The organism is Pseudomonas sp. HN2-3 (assembly GCF_020691745.1).
Taxonomy (GTDB): domain Bacteria; phylum Pseudomonadota; class Gammaproteobacteria; order Pseudomonadales; family Pseudomonadaceae; genus Aquipseudomonas; species Aquipseudomonas capeferrum.
The window spans coordinates 3990722-4012721 of sequence record NZ_CP085704.1 but is presented as its reverse complement, the minus strand read 5'-3'; the positions used below and the strand labels follow the sequence as shown (position 1 = coordinate 4012721).

The window sequence follows — 22000 nt, the reverse complement described above, 5'->3', positions numbered from 1 at the left end:
GTTTGATGAGCAAGGTAATCGTTGAATCGCTGGTCTATCACCTTTCCGGCAAGACCTATGAGAGCCGCCTGGTGTACGAGCCAGGGGCGCTCGGTCGCCCTGCGCTGGTGATGGCGCCGAACTGGATGGGCATTGGCGAAGGCGCTGAGCGCATCGCCCGGGAAGTCGCCGAACAGGGCTATGTGGTGTTGATCGCCGACCTGTATGGGCAGTCGGTGCGTCCGTCCAACGCTGACGAAGCGGGGGCGGCGATGATGCCGCTGAAAAATGACCGTGGCGAGCTGCGCAAGCGCATGAAAGAGGCGCTGGATCAGTTGCTCGGGCAGTCCAAGGCGCTGTTGGCGCCCGGCAAGGTGGCGACCTTCGGGTTCTGCTTCGGCGGTTGCTGTGCGCTGGAGCTGGCCCGCGCCGGTGCCGACCTGAAGGCGGCAGTGTCATTCCACGGCACCCTGGATACGCCGAATGCCGAAGACGCCAAGCGCATCAAGGGTGCTGTGCTGGTGCTGCATGGTGCGTCCGATCCGTTGGTGCCACGCGAGCAGTTGCCGGCGTTCGAGGAAGAGATGAATGCGGCCAGCGTCGACTGGCAGTTGCTCAGCTACGGCGGGGCGGTGCATTCGTTCACCGATCCGGCGGCCAACGTGCCAGGCAAGATGCAGTACGACCGCAAGACCTCTGAACGGGCGTTCAAGGCGATGCACAACCTGCTGACTGAAGTGTTCAAGGGTTGAGATTGCCGGGGCTGCTGCGCAGCCCTTTCCGGCCGGTCCGGCATGGCCGCTACCACAGGCATCGGTTCGCCCTTCACTGTGGCAGCGGCCCCACTAGTGCGGCAATTCGATCCGTTCGCTTTCCCCCGGCACCCCCGGCCAATCGCCTGCGGCCCAGCGCCCCCGAGCCTGTTCGATCAACGCCGGGTCACTCGCGACGAAGTTCCAGTTCATCCGCCGCGGCCCATCCAGGGGCGCGCCACCCAGCAACACCAGCTGGCATTCGCCCTCGGCATACAGCGTCACCTCTTCGCCCTCGGGCAGCACCAGCAGGCTGCACGGCTCGACCTCCTGATCATCCAGCAGCAACTCACCCTCCAGCAGGTACAGCGCCCGCTGCGCGTGCTCGGTCGGCACCCGCAGGGTCGTGGCCGGCTGCATTCGAACGTGCGCGTAGAGGGTGGGGGAGAGCACCGGCACCGGTGACTTCAGGCAAAACCCCTGGCCGGCAATCATGCAGATCCGCACCCCCAAGCTGTCGCTGACCGGCAGGCTCGCCGCAGTATGGTGGCTGTAGCTGGCGTTGCCCTGCTCGTGCTCGCGCGGCGACGCCAGCCAGATCTGCAGGCCATGCAGCCGTGACCCGCGAGCAACGCTTTCTGCGGGCGTGCGCTCGACGTGGGCGACACCCGCCCCTGCGGTCATCCAGCTGACCTCCCCGGGCAGCACCAGCTGCGCCGAGCCGAGGCTGTCCTTGTGCAGTATCGCGCCCTCGAACAGGTAGGTCAGGGTCGACAGGCCAATGTGCGGATGCTGGCGGATGTCCATGCCGCTGCCAGGCGGATAGTCGGTCTCGAGCATGTGGTCGAAGAACACGAACGGGCCGACGCTGCGGCACTGCGCAGATGGTAGCGGGCGCAGGATCGGCTGGCCCTCTACCGATTCGGCGCGCGGGCGGATGATCAACGGGCGGCTCATGCGGGGCTCCATTCGAGGGCGCTGGAGCCTCCAGCATAGCGGGTTGTCCGCCATTGCTGAACCGCCGCCCTAAGGCGAGGGTCTACTCTGTTCGAGTCAGGATAAGGATGCTGCCATGATCGCCAGAGCACTGGCTGGCGTGTTGCTCTCGGGCCTGCTGTGCCACGCAGCCCAGGCGCGCGAGTACCGCTACAGCGATGCCCATCTGCACTACGTCGACTTCTTTCAGGAAACCGAGGGCATGCCAGCCCTGCTCAAGGCCATGGACCAGGCGGGTATCGACCAGTCGATGATTTCCGGGGTCTCGGTGGCCAAGAAATGGCACGAGGATGAACCGAAGCGGCCGCGCTATTACGCCGGTGACGATGCCGACGCCTATTGGTACAGTGCCACCGATATCTACGTCGCTGCGGCCCTGGAGAAACTCCCGCCCGAGCAGCGCAAGCGTTTCCATCCGTTTCTCACTGGCTTCAATCCGGTGGACAAGAATGCCCTGAGCCACATCGAGCGCATGCTCGAGCTGTATCCCGGGCTGTGGCAGGGCATTGGCGAAGTGTTCACGCGTCACGATGACTTGACCGCCCTGACCAGTGGTGACACGCCCCGGGCCAACAACGAAGCGATGACGCGCATCTACCACCTGGCGGCCGAGCGCGACCTGCCGGTGCTGGTTCACTCCAACATCACCTCCAAGCGCGAGCGCAACCCGTTGTACCTGGCCGAGATCGAGGAGCCGCTGCGCAACCATCCGCATACCCGCTTCATCTGGGCGCATGCGGGGGCGAGCAAGGAGATCCATCGCCATCAGACACAAATGGATTTTCTTCTGCCGGTGCTTGAGCGACTGCTCAGCGACTACCCCAACCTGTACATCGACCTGTCGTGGAGCGTGCTCGAGCCGTATCTGCTGGATGAAGCCGGCAAGCCGCGCAAGGCGTGGGTCGCGTTGGTCGAGCGCTACCCGGAGCGCTTCATGCTGGGCTCGGATGTGGTCGGGCGATTTGGCAGCTTGGGGGAGGAAATGCGCGGCTTTGATCCATTCCTGGATGCCTTGCCGGAAGAGGTGGCGCGCAAGGTGGCGCGGGAGAATTTTCTTGCAGTGCTGCCCAAGGGGCATTGAACACATTCAATACCGCACCCAAAAACAAAAACGCCCCGAACCAGTCGGGGCGTTTTCATTATTGCGTCACGGCCTTACTTGCCAGCCCAGCGCTTGAGCACCAGGGTGGCGTTGGTGCCGCCGAAGCCGAAGCTGTTGCTCATGACCGTATCGATCTTGGCGTTTTCTTCGGTCTTGCGCAGGATCGGCAGGTCAGCGACTTCCGGGTCCAGCTCGTCGATGTTGGCGGAGCCGGCGATGAAGTTGTTTTCCATCATCAGCAGGCAGTAGATCGCCTCGTGCACACCTGCGGCGCCCAGCGAGTGGCCCGACAGGCTCTTGGTCGAGCTGATCTTCGGTGCCTTGTCGCCGAACACTGCGCGAACACCCTTCATCTCGGCAACGTCACCGACCGGGGTCGAGGTGCCGTGGGTGTTCAGGTAGTCGATCGGGGTGTCGACGGTGGCCAGCGCCTGCTGCATGCAGCGGATGGCGCCTTCGCCGCTTGGGGCGACCATGTCGTAGCCATCGGAGGTCGCGCCGTAGCCGACGATTTCGGCGTAGATCTTGGCGCCACGGGCCAGTGCGTGCTCCAGTTCCTCGACCACCACCATGCCGCCACCGCCGGCGATGACGAAGCCATCACGGTCGTTGTCGTAGGCGCGCGAGGCCAGTTCAGGGGTTTCGTTGCGCTTGGTCGACAGGGCGCCCATGGCATCGAACAGGAACGATTGGCTCCAGTGCTCTTCTTCACCGCCGCCGGCGAAGACGATGTCTTGCTTGCCCCACTGGATCTGCTCCAGCGCGGTGCCGATGCAGTGTGCCGAGGTGGCGCAGGCCGACGAGATCGAGTAGTTCAGGCCCTTGATCTTGAACGGGGTGGCCAGGCACGCCGAAACGGTGCTGCCCATGGTGCGGGTGACGCGGTACGGGCCGACGCGCTTGACGCCTTTCTCGCGCAGGGTATCCAGCGCTTCCATCTGATTCAAGGTCGAGGCGCCGCCGGAACCGGCAACCAGGCCGGTGCGCGGGTTGGAAACCTGCTCTTCGGTCAGGCCGGCGTCCTTGATTGCGTCCTGCATCGCCAGGTAGGCGTAGGCCGCGGCGTGGCCGACAAAGCGATAGACCTTGCGGTCGATCAGTTCTTCGAGGTTGAGGTCGATGGACCCGGAAACCTGGCTGCGCAGCCCCATTTCCTTGTATTCCGGGTTGAAACGGATACCCGGACGGCTGTTACGCAGGTTTTCGGTGACGGTCTCTTTGTCATTGCCCAGGCACGATACGATGCCCAGACCAGTGATAACGACGCGGCGCATGCGAATAACCCTTAGAAATTGTCAGTGGAGGTGAACACGCCGACCCGCAGGCCTTCGGCGGTGTAGATCTCGCGGCCGTCGACGCTGACCGAGCCATCGGCGATGGCCATGTTCAGCTTGCCCTTCAGGACGCGCTTGATTTGAATGTTGTAGGTGACTTTCTTGGCGGTAGGCAATACCTGGCCGAAGAATTTCACTTCGCCCGAACCCAGCGCGCGGCCGCGGCCCGGCAGGCCTTGCCAGCCGAGGAAGAAGCCGACCAGTTGCCACATGGCGTCCAGGCCCAGGCAGCCCGGCATGACCGGATCGCCTTCGAAGTGGCAAGCGAAGAACCACAGGTCCGGATTGATATCCAGCTCGGCGACCAATTCACCTTTGCCGTACTTGCCGCCTTCTTCGCTGATATGGGTGATGCGATCGACCATCAGCATGTTCGGCGCGGGCAGTTGCGCATTACCTGGGCCGAACAGCTCACCGCGACTGCAGCGCAGCAGGTCTTCCCGAGTAAAGGCGTGTTGTTTGGTCATGCGAGCTCCTCAATAACCCCCTGCGGCAGGGGATGAATCTTCCCGGCCGGCCCGAAAAGCGATGACTCCGGGGCGGCAGCCTACAGGTAGACTATTGCGTTGTGGTGAAAGTCACAGTGCACCAGACGAAAGAAGTACAGGTGTGCACTGAAACGTCTATTTTCAGGCCCGAAGAAGGTCCTGTCCAGTCCTTAAGACTGCCGCACTTTAGCATTTATCGCCAGTCGCGGTTGTCTGACCGGGTAACCAGCGTTGCAGCACGCGTTGCAGTTCGGTGCGGCGCAAGGGTTTGCTCAGGTAATCGTCCATGCCGGCGGCCATGCAGCGCTCACGATCACCCTCCAAGGCGTTGGCGGTCAAGGCGATGATCGGCAGGTGCATGCCGTTGGGCAGCAGGCGGATGCGCTGGGTGGCTTCATAGCCATCCAGGTTCGGCAGGCGGCAGTCCATCAAAATGGCGTCGAAGCGTTGCTGGCTGACCTGCTCGACTGCCTGGAGGCCGTCTGCCGCCACGCTGACTTCAAGCCCCAGGCTGCGCAACATGGCTTCTATGACATTCTGATTGACCAGGTTGTCCTCCACCAGCAGCACCCGCTCGCTACCGGCCAGCGGCCGCTGCTCGCGCACCGCTGCGGGCAGTTGCACCGGGGCAGGTGCGGCCAGGGCCAAGGGCATTTCCAGGGTGAAGGTCGAGCCCAGGCCCTCGCGGCTTTCACCGCGCAGCTTGCCGCCCATGCGTTCGGCCAGGGTACGTGCGATCGACAGGCCCAGGCCGGTGCCGCCATAGCGCCGGGAAATCGAACTGTCGGCCTGCTGGAAGGCGACGAACATCATTTCCAGGCGCTCGCTGTCGATGCCGATGCCGGTGTCGCGCACGCTGCAGGTGAACCAGAGCAGTTGTCGGTCCAGTACCTGGCAACGCGCCTCGACCTGCACCTGGCCCCGCTCGGTGAACTTCAGGGCATTGCCGACCAGGTTCAGCAAAATCTGCCGGATCCGCGTCGGGTCGCCGTTCACCCTCAAGTGTTCGATGCCTTCGGGCATGTGCAGATGCAGGCCGAGGCCGCGTTGCTGGGCGCTGTGCTGGAACGACTGGACGCTGCTGGCGATCAGGTCGCCGAGGTTGAAGTCGATGCGCTCCAGCTCCAGCGCCGTGCGCTCGATGCGCGAGAAGTCGAGAATGTCGTTGATGACCTTGAGCAAATGCCCGGTGGACTCGGTGGCAACGGCGGTGTAGTCGGCCTGTTCGCTGGTCAGTGGGGTGGTTTCGAGCAGCTGCAGCATGCCCAGCACGCCATTCATGGGGGTGCGCAGCTCATGGCTCATCATCGCCAGGAAGTCCGACTTGGCGCGGTTGGCCTGCTCGGCCTCTTCACGCGCCTGGGTCAACTGGGCGATGGCTTGCTTCTGCTCGTCACTGGCTTGCTCAAGGGCGCTGGCCAGGTTGTTGATGTGGCGCGCCAGATGGCCCAGCTCGCTGTCATCGACCACCGGCAGCGGGGTGTTGTATTCGCCTTGCTGAATAGCCTTGACCGCATGGCCCATGTCGCTGATGGGCTTGGCCAGGCTGACGGCCAGCCGCCGCGCCAGCAGGAAGGTGAACAGCAGGGCAAACAGGGCCAGGATGCCCGCCTTGATGACGATTTCCTGCTGGCGTTGGCTGAAGGCATCGTCGGACATGCCCACGATCACCCGCCCCAGGTAGTCGTCACCGATGGCCGGGGAAGAAACCTTGCCCGGCTGCAGGAAATCGGTGTCCAGGCGGATCTGCTGGAGGCGGATCGGGGCCTGGAACACTTCCACTCGCTGCGCCCGGTTGGCGCTTTCGTCAGACTGCTCGACGTAGACCAGGATGTGGTTACGGCTGTCCTGCACCTCCAGAAAACGTACGTGCGGAATGCTCAAGGTGGCGCGCATGAGCCCTTCGAGCACTTCGTTGTTGCCCGAGATCACCCCGTATTCGGAGGCCGGCGCCAACTGGTTGGCGATCAGCTGGCCGGTGTGGTTGAGCTCCTGGCGCAAGTCCTGGATTCGCACGAAAGTGAAGAAGCTGATCAGCAGCAAGGTCAGCAGCAAGGCGGGGCCGAGGCTGATGATCTGGGTGCGGGTGTGGATGTCCCAGCTCAGGCGTCTGCTCATGGGGTGGATTCTCCTTCGGCCAGGGCCTTGGCGGCGGCGTTCGGATCGATGGGTTCAAGGCCCAGGGCGCGTGCCACTTGCTGGTTGCCACTGACGCCGTAGCGCGCGGGGTAAAGGCTGCGCGGCCAGCGTGCCGGCGGCTGGTCGAGCAAGTGGTCGAGCACCGCCAACCAGTCGTCCTGGTCGCTGTAGGTGCTGGCCAGGGCGCCTGCGCGGACGAAGCCTGCGTTCGGGCCGATCAACGCCATTTGCCGCCCATAGCTGCTGAGCAGCAGGTTTTTTGCGGTCTTGGGGTTGTACAGGGCGGGGTCGTCCAGGCCTAGCAGCACGTCGCTGTTGCCCAGCAGGTATTGCAGGGGCCGGCTGTCACGCGGGTCGGGCCAGTCCTGGGCAATGATCTCCAGGCCCAGGGGGCGGGCGGCATGGCGAAGCTCATCGAGCAGAAAGGCACTGTGCTTACCGTAAAGCACGCCGATGCGTTGTGCTTGTGGCAGCAGGTAGCGCGCCAGGCGCAGTTGGCGGGCCAGCGGCGGGTCGCTCCACAGCAGGGTAAGGAAGGCGGGGCGTGACTTTCCCAGGCGCTGTTCAGCCTGTACCCGGCTTACCCGCATGGCCAGTGCCGGCGGCCCGGCGCTTTCACTCAGGCGCCACTCCAGTGCGGCACTGTCGAGCAGCACCAGACGCTGATCGGCCTTTAGCCGACCTGGGCGCGGCAAATCGGCCGTGGTCTGGAAGCGCACCCGATCCTGCGGGCGATGGTTTTCGACTGCCGCGACGAAGCTGCGAATGCCGGGCTGGTCTTCGCCACCGACCAGCAGAATATCACTGGCCCACAGCGGCCCCAGGGGCCATAGGCAAAGCAGCAGCAGGCGCAGCAGGCGGGCCATCAGAATTCCAGCTCCGCACTGACGCTCAGGCGATGGCGGCTGTCGTAACGGTTTTGCAGTGCGGTAGTCGGCTCATCGTCCAGGCGTTGCTGCCACAGCGTTGCCAGTTCCAGGTTGCTGCCCTGTACCCGGAAACGCTTGGCCACGCGCAGGTCCAAACGCTCGTAGCGGTACTGGTTGAGGGCATCGTCACCGTAGTAGAAAACCGCGCTCGACCAACCATCGCCCCATTCGCGCATCCAGCCAGCCGAGCCGCTGTTGCGGGCGCTGAGGCGTCGGTCGTCGGGGTTGCTGGCCCAGGCATCGACGTAGGCGTAGGTCACGCGCAGGCGGTCGCGCAGGGTGGGGCGCCAGTCCAGTTGCGCCTCGCTGCCGGTGAAGCGGGCCTTGTTGGCGTTGCTGGCGATGTACTGGTTGTTCTTCAGCGGCTCGCTGATCATGCCGGTGATTTCGTCGTAGAACACCTTCACATCCATGCTCAGGTCGAGGTCGCTGAAGTAGCCGTTGTAGCCCAGCTCGCGCGAGCGCATGCGCTCCTGGTCGAGGTCGCCCGGGCCGCGCGTCTTGACGAAATACTCACCGTGTTGCTGGCCAAACGCATTGGGGCTGAGGTTTTTGACCGTGTAGCTCCAGTTGACGTTGTTCTCGAACATGTCGGGTGAACGCACTGCCTCGGAATACACCGCACGCAGGCCATGGCGTGGGGTGATCAGGTAGTTGACCGCCACGCGTGGGGTCAGCGAGCTGCCAGACAGGCGCGAGTCCTCGAACATCGCGCCGCCCTGGATGATCCAGTGCTCATCGGCGCGCCATTCCAACTGCCCGAACAGGCGCCAGGTCTGGTCGTCCAGGCTGCCATTGAAATAGGTCTGCGAGTCGGCGCGGTCATAGCGCAAGTTCATGCCGCTGAGCAGGCGCAGGCTGTCGGTCAGGCTCAGGGTGTCCTGGATTTCCAGGTCGTAGCGGGTTTCGCGGGTGCTCTGGTCGACATCGCCGCAGACCACGTTGCGCCCGCCCTCGCTGTTCCACTGGGCCTGGATGGCTTCGACCAGGGCCTGTTCTTCGGGGTTGCTGCTGCGCGGGGGGTTGTTGGCGCCGCGCGCCACCAGCTCGGCAAAGTTCGGGTTGAGCTGCCACAGCCGGGTCAGCTCCGGGCTGAACGACAGCGCCGCGTCGCAGGCACGCCAGACCTGCTGGCGGTCGAAGTGCTGGGCCGAGCCCTGCACGTACAGGCTGTGATCGGGGTTGAAGTCGATGTTCCAGCGTACCGAGCCTGCGTAGTCCTTGGCATTGACGTCGGCGTTGTCGCCCCGCTCGGTCACATAGGGGAACACCGGCTGGTAGGTGTAGGGCCGCTGGTTGCTGCCTTCCTTGGCCGCCAGTTGCCATTCCAGGGTCTGGTCGGGGGCCAGGCTGTGGCTGGCACTGAGGTTGAAGCGGGTGAGGCGGCGGCTGTCGCGGTAGTCCTGGCCGTACTGGTCCTTGTCGAAACCATCGTCCTGCTGACCCGACACCGACAGGCGCATGTCGCCGCCGTCCCAGCCGAAGCCGTGGCTGGCGTAGAAATCGTTGATGCCGTCCTGGCCACGGGTGACCTTGAGGCGCGTGCCATGGCTGTCGGCGGGGTTGCGGGTGAGAATATTGACCACGGCCATCAGCGCGTTGGCGCCATAGCTGACCGTGTTAGGGCCACGGAATACCTCGATGCGCTCGATGTCCTCCATGGCCAGCGGGATGTCGCTCCAGTCCACCGTCGCCAGGCCTGCGCGGTACACCGAGCGGCCGTCGATCAACACCTGCATGCGCCGGGCGTCATTGACGTTGCTGCCATGGTAGTTGACGGTCGGCTGGTTGCCGGCGCCGTAGCCGATCATCATGCCGGGTACCAGGCGCAGCAGTTCGGGGATGTCGCGGGCACCGCTGGCGCGGATCAGCTCGCTGTCGAGCACGGTCATGCTGCCGGGCACCGCCGCCGGGGATTGTTTGAGCCGGGTGGCGGTCAGAACCTGCGGCAGGTCGGCGTTGTCGATGAACAGATCGTCGGCCATGGCCGGGCCGCCGAGCAAGGCGGTCAATAGTAGAAGACGCGGGTAGGGGGGCGTGCCAGGCAACACGGTACGACCTTGTTTCAGAGATGAAACAGGCATGTTAACCGACCGTGGGGCTTTTGCCAGTGATCTGGCTGGGATCTGGTTGCCCTGTCTGTGCAATCTGCGTTGCTAGCCTTGGCGCATGGCAGGCGAGCCGTATAATGCCCTGGTCGCCACTTAACTTTTGGCTTTAACGGATTGGATATGACTGAACAGCAACCTGTTGCAGTTCTGGGCGGCGGCAGCTTCGGCACCGCCGTGGCGAACCTGCTGGCGGAAAACGGTGTGCCGGTGCGCCAGTGGATGCGCGACCCGGAGCAGGCCGAGGCCATGCGCGTGAACCGCGAGAATCCACGCTACCTCAAAGGCATCCGCGTGCACGAGGGGGTCGAGCCGGTCAATGACCTGCTGGCAACCTTGCAGGCCTGCGACCTGGTCTTCGTCGCCTTGCCGTCCAGCGCTTTGCGCAGCGTGCTGGCGCCGCATGCTGCGTTGCTGCGTGGCAAGTGCCTGGTTAGCCTGACCAAGGGCATCGAGGCGCAAAGCTTCAAGCTGATGAGCCAGATCCTCGAAGAAATCGCCCCCGAGGCCCGCATCGGCGTGCTGTCGGGGCCAAACCTGGCCCGCGAGATCGCCGAGCACGCACTCACCGCCACGGTGGTCGCGAGCGAAGACGAAGCGCTCTGCCAGCGGGTGCAGGCCGTGCTGCATGGGCGCACCTTCCGCGTCTACGCAAGTGCCGACCGCTTCGGCGTCGAGCTGGGTGGCGCGCTGAAGAACGTCTACGCCATCATTGCCGGCATGGCCGTGGCGCTGGGCATGGGCGAGAACACCAAGAGCATGCTGATCACCCGTGCCCTGGCCGAAATGACCCGCTTTGCCGTGAGCCAGGGGGCCAACCCGATGACCTTCCTTGGCCTGGCCGGGGTCGGTGACCTGATCGTCACCTGTTCATCGCCCAAGAGCCGCAACTACCAGGTAGGTCACGCGCTGGGGCAAGGCTTGAGCCTGGAGCAGGCCGTCAATCGGCTGGGCGAGGTCGCCGAAGGGGTGAACACCCTCAAGGTGCTCAAGGCCAAGGCCCAGGAAGTTCAGGTGTACATGCCGCTGGTGGCAGGCCTGCATGCCATCCTGTTCGAGGGCCGTACCTTGAACCAGGTGATCGAGCACCTGATGCGCGCCGAGCCGAAGACCGACGTCGATTTCATTTCCATCAGCGGTTTCAATTGAGCCGTCCGCGGCCCTCATAAAGCAAGGAGCGAGTCATGAACGATACGCCCGAACGCGCCCAGCGCGAGTCGATCATCCTGCGGGTACTGTGGATGCTGGTGTTCCTGGTGGTCTGGCAATTGGCCGAACTGCTGCTGGGCGGCCTGGTGCTGGTGCAGTTGATCTACCGCCTGGTGTACGGCGCGCCCAGCGCCAGCCTGATGAACTTCGGCGACAGCGTTAGCCAGTACCTGGCGCAGATCGGCCGCTTCGGCAGCTTCCACAGCGACCAGAAGCCTTGGCCATTCGCCGACTGGCCAGCGCCCCGTGCGCCAGAAGGCGAAGCACCGCATGCCGTGGCACCGGCGCCGCACCCGGTGCGTGACGAAGAGCCCAAGCTGTGAAGCTGTGGGTGCTGCGCCACGGTGAGGCGGAGCCGCGGGCCAACACCGACGCCGAGCGGCGCCTGACCAGCCATGGCCGCGAGCAGGTCCTGCACAGTGCCGCGCGCCTGCTCGGGCAGCCGTTGCAGGCGATCATCGCCAGCCCCTACGTGCGTGCTCAGCAGACGGCTGCCCTGGTGCACGACACCTTGGGTTTTGCCGAACCTGTGCGCACCGTGCCCTGGCTGACGCCGGAAAGCGACGTGCAGCAGGTGATCGGTGAAATCGAACGGCTGGGCCTGGAACACGTGCTGCTGGTCAGCCACCAACCGCTAGTGGGGACGCTGGTCGGTGCCCTTGAACATGGTCATCTACAGCAACCGGCGGCCATGAGTACCGCCAGCCTGGCGGAGCTGGAGGGGGACTGGCCACTGGCCGGCCTGATGAGCTTGCGCGCGCTTAACGCGCCGTCCTGATGCCTGGCAACTGGCATTATTGTCAGTTGCCGCTGCACTTGGCAGCTTGCTAGCGTTGCCCCTATCCGACGAGTGGATGGCAGGGAGCGATTGATGAAAGGGCAGATGCAGGCGTTGTTACGCTCCGCGGACTTGCAGCCCACCGTGGACAAGGTGGAGGAAGGCGAGTTGCTCGACTTTGCCCAGTACAGCCTGCTGCGCGATTCGGCCGACGCCAAGCTCTATCATCTGATGGGCAAGGTGCGTGGCCATCACGGGCTGGAAGCCAGCGCCAGGCAACAGGGCGAGGAAGACCTGCGTGCCCTGCAAGAGGCCTGCCTGCGGGTTTCCCACTTGCTGCAGACCAGTTGCCTGGCATTGCGCAGGCTGCAGCTCGACTACCATGACCAGCGTCTGGCCCGCGAAGTGCTCGAGAGCCAGTTGGCCTACATGCAGGCCTGCCTGCAACGTTCACTGGTCAGTCTGGATCGCAGCAGATGACCTGATAGCCCTCGCCGATGACCTTTCCAAACATTGCCGAGCGGCCTTGCGATGCACACAATGGGCCATCATCCCCCGTCCGGACCAGGCGCCATGTCGCAGCACATCTTCTTCGCCCACGCCAATGGTTTCCCGTCTGCCACCTACGGCAAGCTGTTCGCCGCCCTGGCGCCGGACTATCAGGTCCGCCACCTGGCCCAGCATGCCCACGACCCGCGCTTCCCGGTGAATGAAAACTGGCAAAACCTGGTCGATGAGCTGCTGCACCATCTGGCGCAACAAGACGCGCCGGTTTGGGGGGTGGGCCATTCGCTGGGCGGGGTGCTGCACCTGCATGCCGCCTTGCGTTGCCCCGAGTACTACCGCGGGCTGGTCATGCTCGACTCGCCGGTGCTGACCCGCGCCGATCAATGGGTGCTGCGCACCGCCAAGCGTTTTGGCTTCATCGACCGCATCACCCCGGCAGGCCGCACCCTGGGGCGTCGCGAGGCGTTCGCCGATCGCGACAGCGCACGGGACTACTTCGCCAGCAAGCGCTTGTTTCGGCACTTTGACCCCGATTGCCTCGAAGCCTATCTGGAGCACGGCCTGGAGCCTGCCCAGGATGGCTTGCGCCTGCGTTTCGACCCGGCTACCGAGATCAGTATCTACCGCAGCATCCCCCACGCAAGCCCTGCGCCTGCCCGGCAATTGCAGGTGCCACTGGCGATGGTCTGCGGTGAGCGCAGCAACGTGATCCGCCGTCATCACGCGCTGGCGGTGCGCGGCATGGCACAGGGTGAGTACCACAGCGTGCCGGGCGGGCACATGTTCCCGCTGGAGCGCCCGACCGACACCGCCAGCTTGATCAAGGGTCTGTTCGACCGCTGGAGCCAGGCATGAGCGCGCACATGCAGGAAATCCGCCTGAGCCTGGGCCATATCGAGCTGGCTGCTCACCTGTTCGGCCCCGAGGACGGCCTGCCGGTGATCGCCCTGCACGGCTGGCTGGACAACGCCAACAGCTTCGCCCGCCTGGCGCCGCGGCTGCAGGGCCTGCGCATCGTCGCCCTGGACCTGGCCGGGCATGGTTACTCGGAGCATCGCCCGCCTGGGGCGAGTTATGCCCTGGCCGACTATGCCCACGATGTGCTGCGGGTTGCCGAGCAGTTGGGGTGGCAGCGGTTTGCCCTGCTGGGCCATTCGCTGGGGGCAATCATTTCGGTGCAACTGGCGGGCGCCTTGCCGGAGCGCATCAGCCACCTGGCGTTGATCGACGGGGTCATCCCTCCCACGGGCGCCGAGCAGGACGCAGGTGAGCGCCTGGGCATGGCATTGCAGGCGCAGTTGCGCCTGGACGGCAAGCGCAAGTCTGTCTACCCGGCGCTGGAGGAGGGCGTGCAGGCGCGCATGAAGGGCATGGTCGCGGTCAGTCGCGAAGCGGCCGAGCTGTTGGCCCAGCGTGGGCTGATGCCCGTGCCGGGTGGTTACAGCTGGCGCAGTGACAGCCGCCTGACCTTGCCATCCCCTACACGCCTGAGCCACGTCCAGGCCATGGCCTATGTCAGGCGGGTGAGTTGCCCTGCCTGCCTGGTGGTGGCTGCCGATGGCATGCTGGCGCGCCACACCGAGTTGCTGCAGCAGCTACCCTTTGAGCAGGTGACGCTGCCTGGTGGCCATCATCTGCACCTGAACGATGAACAGGGCGCGGCCCTTGTCGCAGACTGTATCAATCGCTTCTTTGGCTTTGCTTGACTTGCACCGGACAAGTGCCGAGGCTTGGCGGGTTGAACAGGGAGACAACCATGCAAATGCCAGACACGCTGGACCATAACTTCGGTGCCAAGCACCGACTGGGCTGCCGATGAGCGCGCCCGTAACCCTCCGCACCACCTTCGCCGCCTGCCTGATGCTCGCCAGCCCGTTGCTGTGGGCCGACAACCTGCCCGTCCCCGTGGACGCCAAGCTGGTCGATCAACGCCCTGCAGTGGAGCAGGAGCGCGTCTACCCCATGGGGCCCCTGCGCAAGATCAGCGGCCGCCTGCGGGTCGATGACAAGGTCGAAAGCCGTGGCCAGGTCAGTTCGGTCACCTATGAACTGCCGGTCGAGCGCAGCGCCCGCGAAGCGTTCACCAGTGCTCGTGAAGCGCTGCAGCACGACGGCGGCTACCCGCTGTTCTGGTGCCAGGGCCGTGATTGCGGCGAGGCCAGCCTGTGGGCCAACGATGTATTCGCCAATGCCCGTTTGAACGGCGGTGACGAGCAGCAAGCGTTCATTCTGTTGCGTCGCTCGGCCGAACAGGCCGACACCCTGGTCGCACTTTACAGCGTCACCCGTGGCAACCGCCGCGCCTACCTGCATGTCGAGGAGTTCGTCGCCGCCAGTCCGCTTGGCGAGTTGCTGCCGACCGCCGGCACGGTGCTGCGCGAAATGCGCGACACCGGCAAACTCGACTACCCTGACCTGAGTACGCCGCAACCGGCCTGGGTGGCCCTGCTTGGGCGCAGCTTGAACCTGGACAGCACCCTGCGGGCCAGCCTCAGTGGCGCCAACGCCGAGGCCTGGCGCGAGGCCTTGGTCAATGCAGGCGTGCGCAGCAGCCGCCTTGAAGTCGGTACCGCAGCCACCGAAGGCCTGCACCTGGAACTGATCCGTTGAATGAGCGTCACCATGGCCAATAATGATCGCCTGCTGGTCCAGATCGTGCTGCTGGCGCTACTGGGTGCTGCCCTGTGGGTCATGGCACCGTTTATCTCGGCACTGCTGTGGGGCGCCATTCTGGCCTTTGCCAGCTGGCCGCTGATGCGCTTGCTGACGCGCGTGCTGGGTGGGCGCGAAACCCTGGCGGCGAGCCTGCTGACCACGGCCTGGATCCTCATCGTGGCCTTGCCGCTGGTGTGGCTGGGGTTCAACCTGGCCGACCATATCCGTGATGCCACGGCGTTTGTCCGTGATGTGCAAGTCGATGGCCTGCCCGATGCACCGGCCTGGCTCGGCAGCGTCCCCTTGGTGGGGGAGCGCATGGTCAACTGGTGGCAGTCGCTCGACCAGCAAGGCGCGGCACTGATCGCGTCGATCAAGCCCTACCTGGGCCAGGTGGGCAACTGGTTGCTGGCACGTAGCGCGCAGATCGGCAGCGGCGTGCTGGAGCTCACCCTGAGCCTGGTCTTCGTGTTCTTCTTCTACCGTGACGGCCCGCGTTTGTCGGCGTTCGTGCTGCGCCTGCTGCAGCGCTTGACGGGTGACCGCGCCGATTATTACCTGGAGCTGGTCGCCGGCACCGTGCAGCGGGTGGTCAACGGTGTGATCGGCACCGCAGCGGCCCAGGCCCTGCTGGCGCTGATCGGCTTCCTGATCGCTGGCGTGCCGGGGGCGATCGTGCTTGGCCTGGTGACCTTCATGCTCAGCCTGATCCCGATGGGGCCGCCGCTCGCGTGGATCCCGGCGACGGCCTGGCTGGTGTGGAAGGGGGATTACGGCATGGCGATCTTCCTGGGCATCTGGGGCACCTTCGTCATCAGCGGCGTGGACAACGTGCTCAAGCCCTACCTGATCAGCCGAGGGGGCAATCTGCCGCTGGTGATCGTGCTGCTCGGGGTGTTCGGCGGGTTGATCGCCTTTGGCTTCATTGGCCTGTTCATCGGGCCGACCTTGCTGGCGGTAGGATACAGCCTGCTGCTGGACTGGAGCCGCAACGCCGAGCAGCAGACGCCGTAGGCGCGGCCTTGCGAGGGGCCGCGCCTGCAGCAGTTGCTAGTACTTCCACGTCACCGAAGCCGTCAGGTTGCGTGGTGCGCCAAAGTTGGTGGACCCCGCCGACTGGTACAGCGACAACAGGTACTTCCTGTCGAAGACGTTGTTCAGGTTCAGCGAAGCGCTCCAGTTTTCGTCAAACGTGTAGCTGCCCATCACATCGACCAAGGCGTACGCGCTTTGCCGAACGCGGCTGTTACCATCGGCCTCGGTCGCGCTTTGCCACTGCACCCGGCTACCTACGCGCGCTTGCGGCATGCCGGGCAGGCGGTAGGTGACACTGCCGCGCAGCGTATGGCTTGGCACGTATCGACGGGTTTTCTCGCCGTCGTCATCCTCGATGTGCACGTAGGTGTAGCCTGCGGCCAGTTCCACACCTGGCATCGCTTCACCGGAAGCTTCCAGCTCCACACCCCGGCTGTTGTTGTCTTCGCCACGGTAAGCGTACTGGCCGTTGATGATCTCTCCAGTGGTCACCGCCACGTTTTGCTGCTCGGTCTTGAACACTGCTGCAGTGACGGTGAGCCGATGATCGAGCAGGCTGCCCTTCACGCCTACTTCAGTGCTTTTGCCTTCCAGCGGTTCGATCACGCCCCCGGCCGAGCTGCGCAGGTACTGGGGTTTGAAGATCTCGGCCCAGCTTGCATACAGGCTCCACTGATCATTCAGGTCGTAGACCAGCCCGGTATAGGGCGTCACTTTGCCGTGCACCCGGGTGTCGTGCGCCGCACCATAGCCCATACCCTCACCGTCGGCGCTGAGCATCCGGGCACCGGTGATCCAGTGCAGGTCGTCGGTCAGGCTGAAGCGCGCGCCGGCATAGAGGCTTTTCTGGCGGTCGGTGAAGTGCTGGGTATTGAGCTCGTCGGTGTACGTCAAAGGCGGTTTTACGACTGCCCCGGCAAGTGCGTCGGCAAGGCTGACGATTTCATTGCCGGAGGCGTTGCGGTAGTAGCCACGCTCATCATGGCGGCTGCGGCCATAGTTGGCGCCCAAGGTCAGTTCATGCTGGCGACCCAGCAGCGCGAAAGGCCCAGACAACTGTGCTTCGCCGGTGAGCTGATGCTCGGTGCTGGTGGTTCGGTTGATGTAGGCAAACACATCGTCGGCGGTGGCGGGGATGGCATAGAGCATCTGGGTGTCCTGATGCTGATTGGTCCCGGTCACGGTGACCTTGCCTTTCCACCCCGCGCCAAAATCGTGTGCCAGCTCGGCAAACGCCCGTTGTGTGTGGATGTTCCAGTAGGTCCAGGGTTGGCCGATGCTGGCGCTGCGGCTGCTGTAGTGGATGGGATTGCCCGCGTAGTCGGCCATCGGCAGGGCACCCCAGGTGCTGCCGTTGGAATCGCTCTTCTGTTCGGAAAAACCGACGGTCAGGGTATCGGCGTCTGACAGGTCGAAGGCCAGTAGGCCTGCTGTTACATTGATTTCGTGGCTGTAGCGATCAAGGTACGAATTGCCCTTGTCATGGGCGTAGATGAAGCGCCCGCGCACCTTGCCGCTGTCACTCAGCGGGCCGCTGACATCGACGTCCACCCGGCGGTTGTCCCATGACCCGGCACTGGTGTTGAGCCTGGCCTGGAAGCTGTCGGTCGGGCGCTTGCGCACGAAGTTGACCGTGGCAGACGGGTTGCCTGCGCCGCTCATCAGGCCGTTGGCGCCATGCAGTACATCGATCTGCTCGAATTCGGCCAAGTCCTGGTCACCCAGCAGCACACCGGATGAGAAGGGCATGCCCATGCCGTCGTACTCGAAGTTGTCGATGGTGAAACCGCGCGAGGTGAAGGCGGTGCGGTCGGTCTCGAACTGTTCGACGGTAACCGTGGGGGCGTTGCGCAGTGCATCTTTCACACTGTTGAGCTTGAAATCGTCGATCTGCTCGCGGGTAACGGTCGACACCGCCTGTGGGGTTTCCCGGTTGCTCAAGCCCAGGCGCGTGGTGCTGGAGGCGGGTTTGCCCTGATAGCCACGGCGCTGCTCATCAGCCTGGGCCAGTTGATACTGGACCTGGGTGGGCGCCAGCAGCACTTCGTTGCCCTGGCCCTGCGTCTCGCTGGGCACCAGGTAGAGCGTCGCTGCGTCGGTGCGGGCGAAGTTGTAGCCACTGCCTTGCAGCAACCTGGCCAGGCCCTCTTCGGCCGAGAAACGGCCTACCACGGCGGGGCTGCGCAGCGTTGCATCGACGTTGCCGTCGAGCAGCACGTTCTGCCCGGATTGTTGGCTGAACACCAGCAAGGCCTGGCGCAACGGCTGTGCCGGGATGTTCAGTGACAGTTGCTGCATCGACCTCGCAGGGGCCTGCCCAGGTGCGGCCTGCGCCGGGAGGTTACCGAGCAGCAGCGTGCAGGCCAGTGCTGCGCCCAGCGCTTTGCGCTGCCAGTGAGGATGAAGTGTGGTGTGCAGTTTGTGTCGGTTGGCCATTCAGGCGTGCCCCATGCAGTGCAGATATGCGAATAAATCTCAGTGCCGTTAAGACGCATGGGGCATCGGAATGTCTGATGGCGCTTTGAAATTTTTCAGGCGGGGTAGATCAGCGTGACCAGGTCGGTGTAGCGCGTGGTACGTACGGCAAGGGCCCGGGACAGCACATCGAGCATCTGGTCGGGGTGGTCGAGGTTGAGAATCAGGCTCACGCGTCGGGCGGCCAGTTGCTTGTCCATGATGAAAATCCGGCCCTTGCGCCAACGCTGCAGTGCATCGACCACGGTCAGCAGCGGCTCATTGAAAAACACCAGCCGGCCATTGCGCCAGGCCAGCATCTGCGCCAGCTCCGCACGCTGTATGTCACCCGTCGCACGTGCGCTGAAACTGAGCGAAAGGCCTTCTTCCAGCTCTGTCTGCTGCCCGGCCGTCAGCACTTGCACACGCCCTTGGCTAACCGCCACCAGCCCCGCGTCGTTTTCGCACGACACGCAAAACTCGCCTTCACGGGTGTGCAGTCGCCCAGCTTGGGTGTTGATACTGAACTCACCCGCAGCACTCGGCCGAACCCTGAAAAACGCTTGGCCGTGAAGCAGTTCGACTGCCCGGCGGGTCGCTGAAAAGTCCAGGTTCATCGCCGTGTGGCCGGCCATTTCGACCGTCGAGCCGTCGGGCAGGTACGCGATGCGGCGCTCGCCCACGGCGGTGCGCAGGTCGGCGAACGGTGAGTCCACGCCGTTCAGCCACAACGTGCCGGCGCCTGCAGTCACTGCTGCAGCACTGGCGGCCAGCCCCAGGCCGACGAAGCGGCGCCGGGAAAGCCGCGCCGGGGCCACAGGGGCGGCGGCGGGCGAGGGCTGCAGCAGCAGCGCCGAAGCGGCCCACAGGTTTTCAAGTTCGGCATAGGCCTGGGCATGGCGCACATCAGCGGCCATCCACGCCGACCATGCCGCCCGTTGCTCAGGTGTGGGCGCACCGCCGTGGAACAGCGCAAACCAGGCGTTGGCCTGGTGGCTGATGTCATCGGCAGCGGTGTGATCCATCGGCTCCGGCTTCACTGGGACATGCCCTGTTTCAACAATTCCAGTGCCTTCACCATACGGCTGTACGCCGTCTTGGGGGAGATGCCAAGCCGTGTACCGATGTCGGCATAGGTCATGCCTTCGACCCGTACCATCAGGAACACCTCGCGGCACGGTGCAGGCATGTTCTGGATCACGGTGTTCAGCGCGGCCAGTTGCTGATTGGCAATGGCGGCCTGTTCCAGCGTTGCGCTCGGCTGGGCCGTCGCGTGCGCTTCCTGCGAGTCGAGCGGCTCGCTCTTGCGGTGTTGCTGACGGCGGGTGTGGTCGATGAACAGGTTGCGTGCGCTGGAAAACAGGTAAGCGCGAAAGTTCTCGATGCGGCTGCGGCCCATCTGCTCGGAAAGCCGGATGAATGCGTCCTGGGTCAGGTCGGCGGCGGTTTCCTTGCAACGCAGGCGGCGGTCCAGGTACTCCTGAATCTCCTCGCGATGGGCAAGGTAGAGGGCCTTGAGATCTGAACCGGACATGGGGCCACCTTAGCGGGCGTGTGAACGAGGGCGGCAAAATAGCACAAATGAGAATTGTTTTGATTGGTGTTTTTCGCGCGTCACCTCGCGTTTTTACGCATTCTTTATGCCTTACCTCACCCCTCGATCTCGCCCCTTTACGCCCCTCCCTCGGACAATTCCCTCAAAGCGGCCCAAGCCGCACCACGGGGAGCTTCACACATGAACATGCTCGACGGGCTGTCACTGCTGCTGGCAGTGGCATTGGCTATTTACCTGCTGGTGGCGCTGCTGCGCGCCGATCGCAGCTAGGGAGTGGCCATGCACAGTTACGACTTTGCCTTGTTATTGGCGTTTTTCCTCATCGTGCTACTACCGGCACCTTGGCTCGGGCGGTTCTACTACAAAGTGATGGAAGGCCAGCGCACCTGGCTGTCACCGGTATTGGGCCCGGTGGAGCAGGGCTGCTATCGGTTGGCGGGCGTTCGCGCCGACCAGGAGCAGAACTGGAAGCAATACACCCTGGCCTTGCTGGCCTTCAACCTGGTCGGGTTCCTGCTGTTGTTTGCCGTGCTGTTGCTGCAGGGGTATCTGCCGCTCAACCCACAGCACCTTCCCGGCCAGGAATGGTCGCTGGCGTTCAACACCGCCGTGAGCTTCGTTACCAACACCAACTGGCAGGGCTACAGCGGCGAGGCGTCGGTCAGCTACCTGAGCCAGATGCTCGGCCTGACCGTGCAGAACTTCGTCAGCGCCGCCACTGGCCTGGCGGTACTCGTGGCGCTGTGCCGCGGTATTGCCCGTCGTTCGACCGCCACCCTGGGCAATTTCTGGGTCGACATGACCCGCGCCACCCTCTACGGCCTGCTACCGCTGTGCCTGGTGCTGGCGCTGCTGCTGGTCTGGCAGGGCGTGCCGCAGACTTTTGCCGACTACGCCCACGCGCTGACCTTGCAAAGCAGCGAGCAGACCATCCCGCTCGGCCCGGCGGCCAGCCAAATTGCGATCAAGCAACTGGGCACCAACGGTGGTGGCTTCTTCGGCGTCAACTCGGCGCACCCGTTCGAAAACCCCAGCGCCTGGAGCAACCTGTTCGAGGTGGCCTCGATCATCCTCATCCCGGTGGCGCTGGTGTTCACCTTCGGCCACTACGTGAAGGACCTGCGCCAGAGCCGTGCGATTCTGGCCTGCATGCTGAGCCTGTTCCTCATCGGTGGGGCTACCGCGCTGTGGTCCGAACACCAGCCCAACCCGGCACTTGAAAGCCCACAGGTTCAACAGAGCGCCCCCATGGAGGGCAAGGAAAGCCGCTTCGGTACCACCGGCTCGGTGTTGTGGACAGTGACCACCACCGCCGCCTCCAATGGCTCGGTCAATGCCATGCACGACAGCCTCAACCCGCTGACCGGCATGGTCGCGATGGTCAACATGATGGTGGGAGAGGTGATCTTCGGCGGTGTGGGCGCGGGGCTCTACGGCATGCTGTTGTTCGTGCTGATCGCCGTGTTCCTGGCCGGCCTGATGATAGGCCGCACGCCGGAGTACCTGGGCAAGAAGCTGCAGGCGCGTGAAGTGCAGTTGCTGGTGGCGACCTTGCTGGTGATGCCGGTCGGTGTGCTGGTGCTGGGTGCCGTCGCCGCCAGCCTGCCGGGGCCGGCGGCTGCGGTGAGCAACCCGGGTGCCCATGGCTTCAGCCAACTGCTGTACGCCTACACTTCGGGCACCGCCAATAACGGCTCGGCGTTTGCCGGTTTCGGTGCCAACACGGTGTACCACAACCTGATGATCGGCCTGGCCATGCTTATCGGCCGCTTTGGTTACATCCTGCCGATACTGGCCCTGGCTGGCAGCCTGGCGGCGAAAAAGAGCGCGCCCCAGGGGCTGAACAGCTTCCCCACCCACGGCCCGCTGTTCACCGGCCTGTTGCTGGTGACCATCTTGCTGGTGGGGGGCCTGACCTTCCTGCCGACCTTGGCCCTTGGGCCAATCGCCGAATACCTGAGCCTGGGCTTCTGAGGAGCC

General features: G+C 64.3%; 21 protein-coding genes. 12 read left to right on the top strand and 9 right to left on the bottom strand.

What is annotated here, in order from left to right; all coding sequences use genetic code 11:
* Nucleotides 1–5: 5 nt before the first annotated feature.
* On the top strand, nucleotides 6–731 hold the full coding sequence (locus LJX93_RS18170) for a dienelactone hydrolase family protein (RefSeq protein WP_033699261.1): 726 nt from the start codon (nucleotides 6–8) through the stop codon (nucleotides 729–731).
* Between the two features lie 93 nt (nucleotides 732–824).
* Here LJX93_RS18170 and LJX93_RS18165 read toward each other — a convergent pair whose 3' ends face one another.
* Nucleotides 825–1688: a pirin family protein gene (locus tag LJX93_RS18165; RefSeq protein ID WP_227696266.1), complete on the bottom strand. Its 864-nt coding sequence runs from the start codon at nucleotides 1686–1688 to the stop codon at nucleotides 825–827.
* A gap of 115 nt (nucleotides 1689–1803) precedes the next feature.
* On the opposite strand from LJX93_RS18165, the gene LJX93_RS18160 reads away from it, so the two are divergent.
* Nucleotides 1804–2808 carry an amidohydrolase family protein gene (locus tag LJX93_RS18160; protein WP_033699259.1) on the top strand — a complete coding sequence of 335 codons (1005 nt, stop codon included), beginning with the start codon at nucleotides 1804–1806 and terminating at the stop codon, nucleotides 2806–2808.
* 74 nt (nucleotides 2809–2882) lie between these two features.
* Here the strand turns inward: LJX93_RS18160 and fabB are convergent, their stop codons facing one another.
* The 5 genes from fabB to LJX93_RS18135 all read right to left on the bottom strand — a co-directional run bounded on the left by fabB (nucleotide 2883) and on the right by LJX93_RS18135 (nucleotide 9803).
* A complete protein-coding gene (fabB, locus tag LJX93_RS18155) occupies nucleotides 2883–4103 on the bottom strand; it encodes a beta-ketoacyl-ACP synthase I (RefSeq protein ID WP_033699258.1) in 1221 nt (406 codons plus the stop codon).
* An 11-nt stretch (nucleotides 4104–4114) separates the two neighbouring features.
* Nucleotides 4115–4630: a 3-hydroxyacyl-[acyl-carrier-protein] dehydratase FabA gene (gene fabA, locus LJX93_RS18150; RefSeq protein WP_033699257.1), complete on the bottom strand. Its 516-nt coding sequence runs from the start codon at nucleotides 4628–4630 to the stop codon at nucleotides 4115–4117.
* 207 nt (nucleotides 4631–4837) lie between these two features.
* Entirely contained in the window at nucleotides 4838–6769 is a 1932-nt protein-coding gene (locus LJX93_RS18145; protein ID WP_033699256.1) for an ATP-binding protein, read from the bottom strand.
* A complete protein-coding gene (locus tag LJX93_RS18140) occupies nucleotides 6766–7656 on the bottom strand; it encodes an ABC transporter substrate-binding protein (protein WP_033699255.1) in 891 nt (296 codons plus the stop codon). Before LJX93_RS18140 ends, LJX93_RS18145 begins: the two co-directional genes overlap by 4 nt.
* The gene (locus tag LJX93_RS18135) at nucleotides 7656–9803 is read right to left on the bottom strand and encodes a TonB-dependent receptor plug domain-containing protein (protein ID WP_156310927.1); all 2148 of its coding nucleotides are present in this window, start codon (nucleotides 9801–9803) and stop codon (nucleotides 7656–7658) included. Before LJX93_RS18135 ends, LJX93_RS18140 begins: the two co-directional genes overlap by 1 nt.
* Before the next feature lie 147 nt (nucleotides 9804–9950).
* On the opposite strand from LJX93_RS18135, the gene LJX93_RS18130 reads away from it, so the two are divergent.
* The 8 genes from LJX93_RS18130 to LJX93_RS18095 all read left to right on the top strand — a co-directional run bounded on the left by LJX93_RS18130 (nucleotide 9951) and on the right by LJX93_RS18095 (nucleotide 15990).
* Complete coding sequence (locus LJX93_RS18130; protein ID WP_047581264.1) at nucleotides 9951–10976, top strand: NAD(P)H-dependent glycerol-3-phosphate dehydrogenase; 1026 nt, start codon at nucleotides 9951–9953, stop codon at nucleotides 10974–10976.
* Nucleotides 10977–11011: 35 nt separating this feature from the next.
* Nucleotides 11012–11359, top strand: coding sequence for a DUF4389 domain-containing protein (locus tag LJX93_RS18125; RefSeq protein ID WP_033699252.1), 348 nt, complete (start codon nucleotides 11012–11014; stop codon nucleotides 11357–11359).
* Complete coding sequence (sixA, locus tag LJX93_RS18120; protein WP_033699251.1) at nucleotides 11356–11814, top strand: phosphohistidine phosphatase SixA; 459 nt, start codon at nucleotides 11356–11358, stop codon at nucleotides 11812–11814. The genes LJX93_RS18125 and sixA overlap by 4 nt, the downstream gene beginning before the upstream one ends.
* 105 nt (nucleotides 11815–11919) lie before the next feature.
* Entirely contained in the window at nucleotides 11920–12294 is a 375-nt protein-coding gene (locus LJX93_RS18115; RefSeq protein ID WP_033700175.1) for a hypothetical protein, read from the top strand.
* A 93-nt stretch (nucleotides 12295–12387) separates the two neighbouring features.
* The gene (locus LJX93_RS18110; RefSeq protein ID WP_033699250.1) at nucleotides 12388–13176 is read left to right on the top strand and encodes an alpha/beta fold hydrolase; all 789 of its coding nucleotides are present in this window, start codon (nucleotides 12388–12390) and stop codon (nucleotides 13174–13176) included.
* On the top strand, nucleotides 13173–14027 hold the full coding sequence (locus LJX93_RS18105; RefSeq protein WP_033699249.1) for an alpha/beta hydrolase: 855 nt from the start codon (nucleotides 13173–13175) through the stop codon (nucleotides 14025–14027). The genes LJX93_RS18110 and LJX93_RS18105 overlap by 4 nt, the downstream gene beginning before the upstream one ends.
* Nucleotides 14028–14136: 109 nt before the next feature.
* The gene (locus LJX93_RS18100; protein WP_227696265.1) at nucleotides 14137–14931 is read left to right on the top strand and encodes a DUF4892 domain-containing protein; all 795 of its coding nucleotides are present in this window, start codon (nucleotides 14137–14139) and stop codon (nucleotides 14929–14931) included.
* A 12-nt stretch (nucleotides 14932–14943) separates the two neighbouring features.
* Nucleotides 14944–15990 (top strand): AI-2E family transporter, encoded by a 1047-nt coding sequence (locus LJX93_RS18095; RefSeq protein ID WP_033700174.1) that lies wholly within the window; start codon nucleotides 14944–14946, stop codon nucleotides 15988–15990.
* A 36-nt stretch (nucleotides 15991–16026) separates the two neighbouring features.
* On the opposite strand, the gene LJX93_RS18090 is transcribed toward LJX93_RS18095, so the two are convergent.
* The 3 genes from LJX93_RS18090 to LJX93_RS18080 form a co-directional block, all read right to left on the bottom strand.
* Nucleotides 16027–18447, bottom strand: coding sequence for a TonB-dependent siderophore receptor (locus LJX93_RS18090; protein WP_227696264.1), 2421 nt, complete (start codon nucleotides 18445–18447; stop codon nucleotides 16027–16029).
* 95 nt (nucleotides 18448–18542) lie between these two features.
* Complete coding sequence (locus tag LJX93_RS18085) at nucleotides 18543–19490, bottom strand: FecR family protein (RefSeq protein ID WP_033699243.1); 948 nt, start codon at nucleotides 19488–19490, stop codon at nucleotides 18543–18545.
* A gap of 11 nt (nucleotides 19491–19501) precedes the next feature.
* Nucleotides 19502–19999 (bottom strand): RNA polymerase sigma factor, encoded by a 498-nt coding sequence (locus LJX93_RS18080; RefSeq protein WP_033699241.1) that lies wholly within the window; start codon nucleotides 19997–19999, stop codon nucleotides 19502–19504.
* 201 nt (nucleotides 20000–20200) lie between these two features.
* Here LJX93_RS18080 and kdpF point away from each other — a divergent pair, with 201 nt between their 5' ends.
* Both kdpF and kdpA read left to right on the top strand, forming a co-directional pair.
* Nucleotides 20201–20290, top strand: a complete 90-nt coding sequence (gene kdpF, locus LJX93_RS18075) for a K(+)-transporting ATPase subunit F (RefSeq protein ID WP_033699240.1) — start codon at nucleotides 20201–20203, stop codon at nucleotides 20288–20290.
* Between the two features lie 9 nt (nucleotides 20291–20299).
* Complete coding sequence (gene kdpA, locus LJX93_RS18070) at nucleotides 20300–21994, top strand: potassium-transporting ATPase subunit KdpA (protein WP_227696263.1); 1695 nt, start codon at nucleotides 20300–20302, stop codon at nucleotides 21992–21994.
* The last annotated feature ends 6 nt before the right edge of the window (nucleotides 21995–22000 follow it).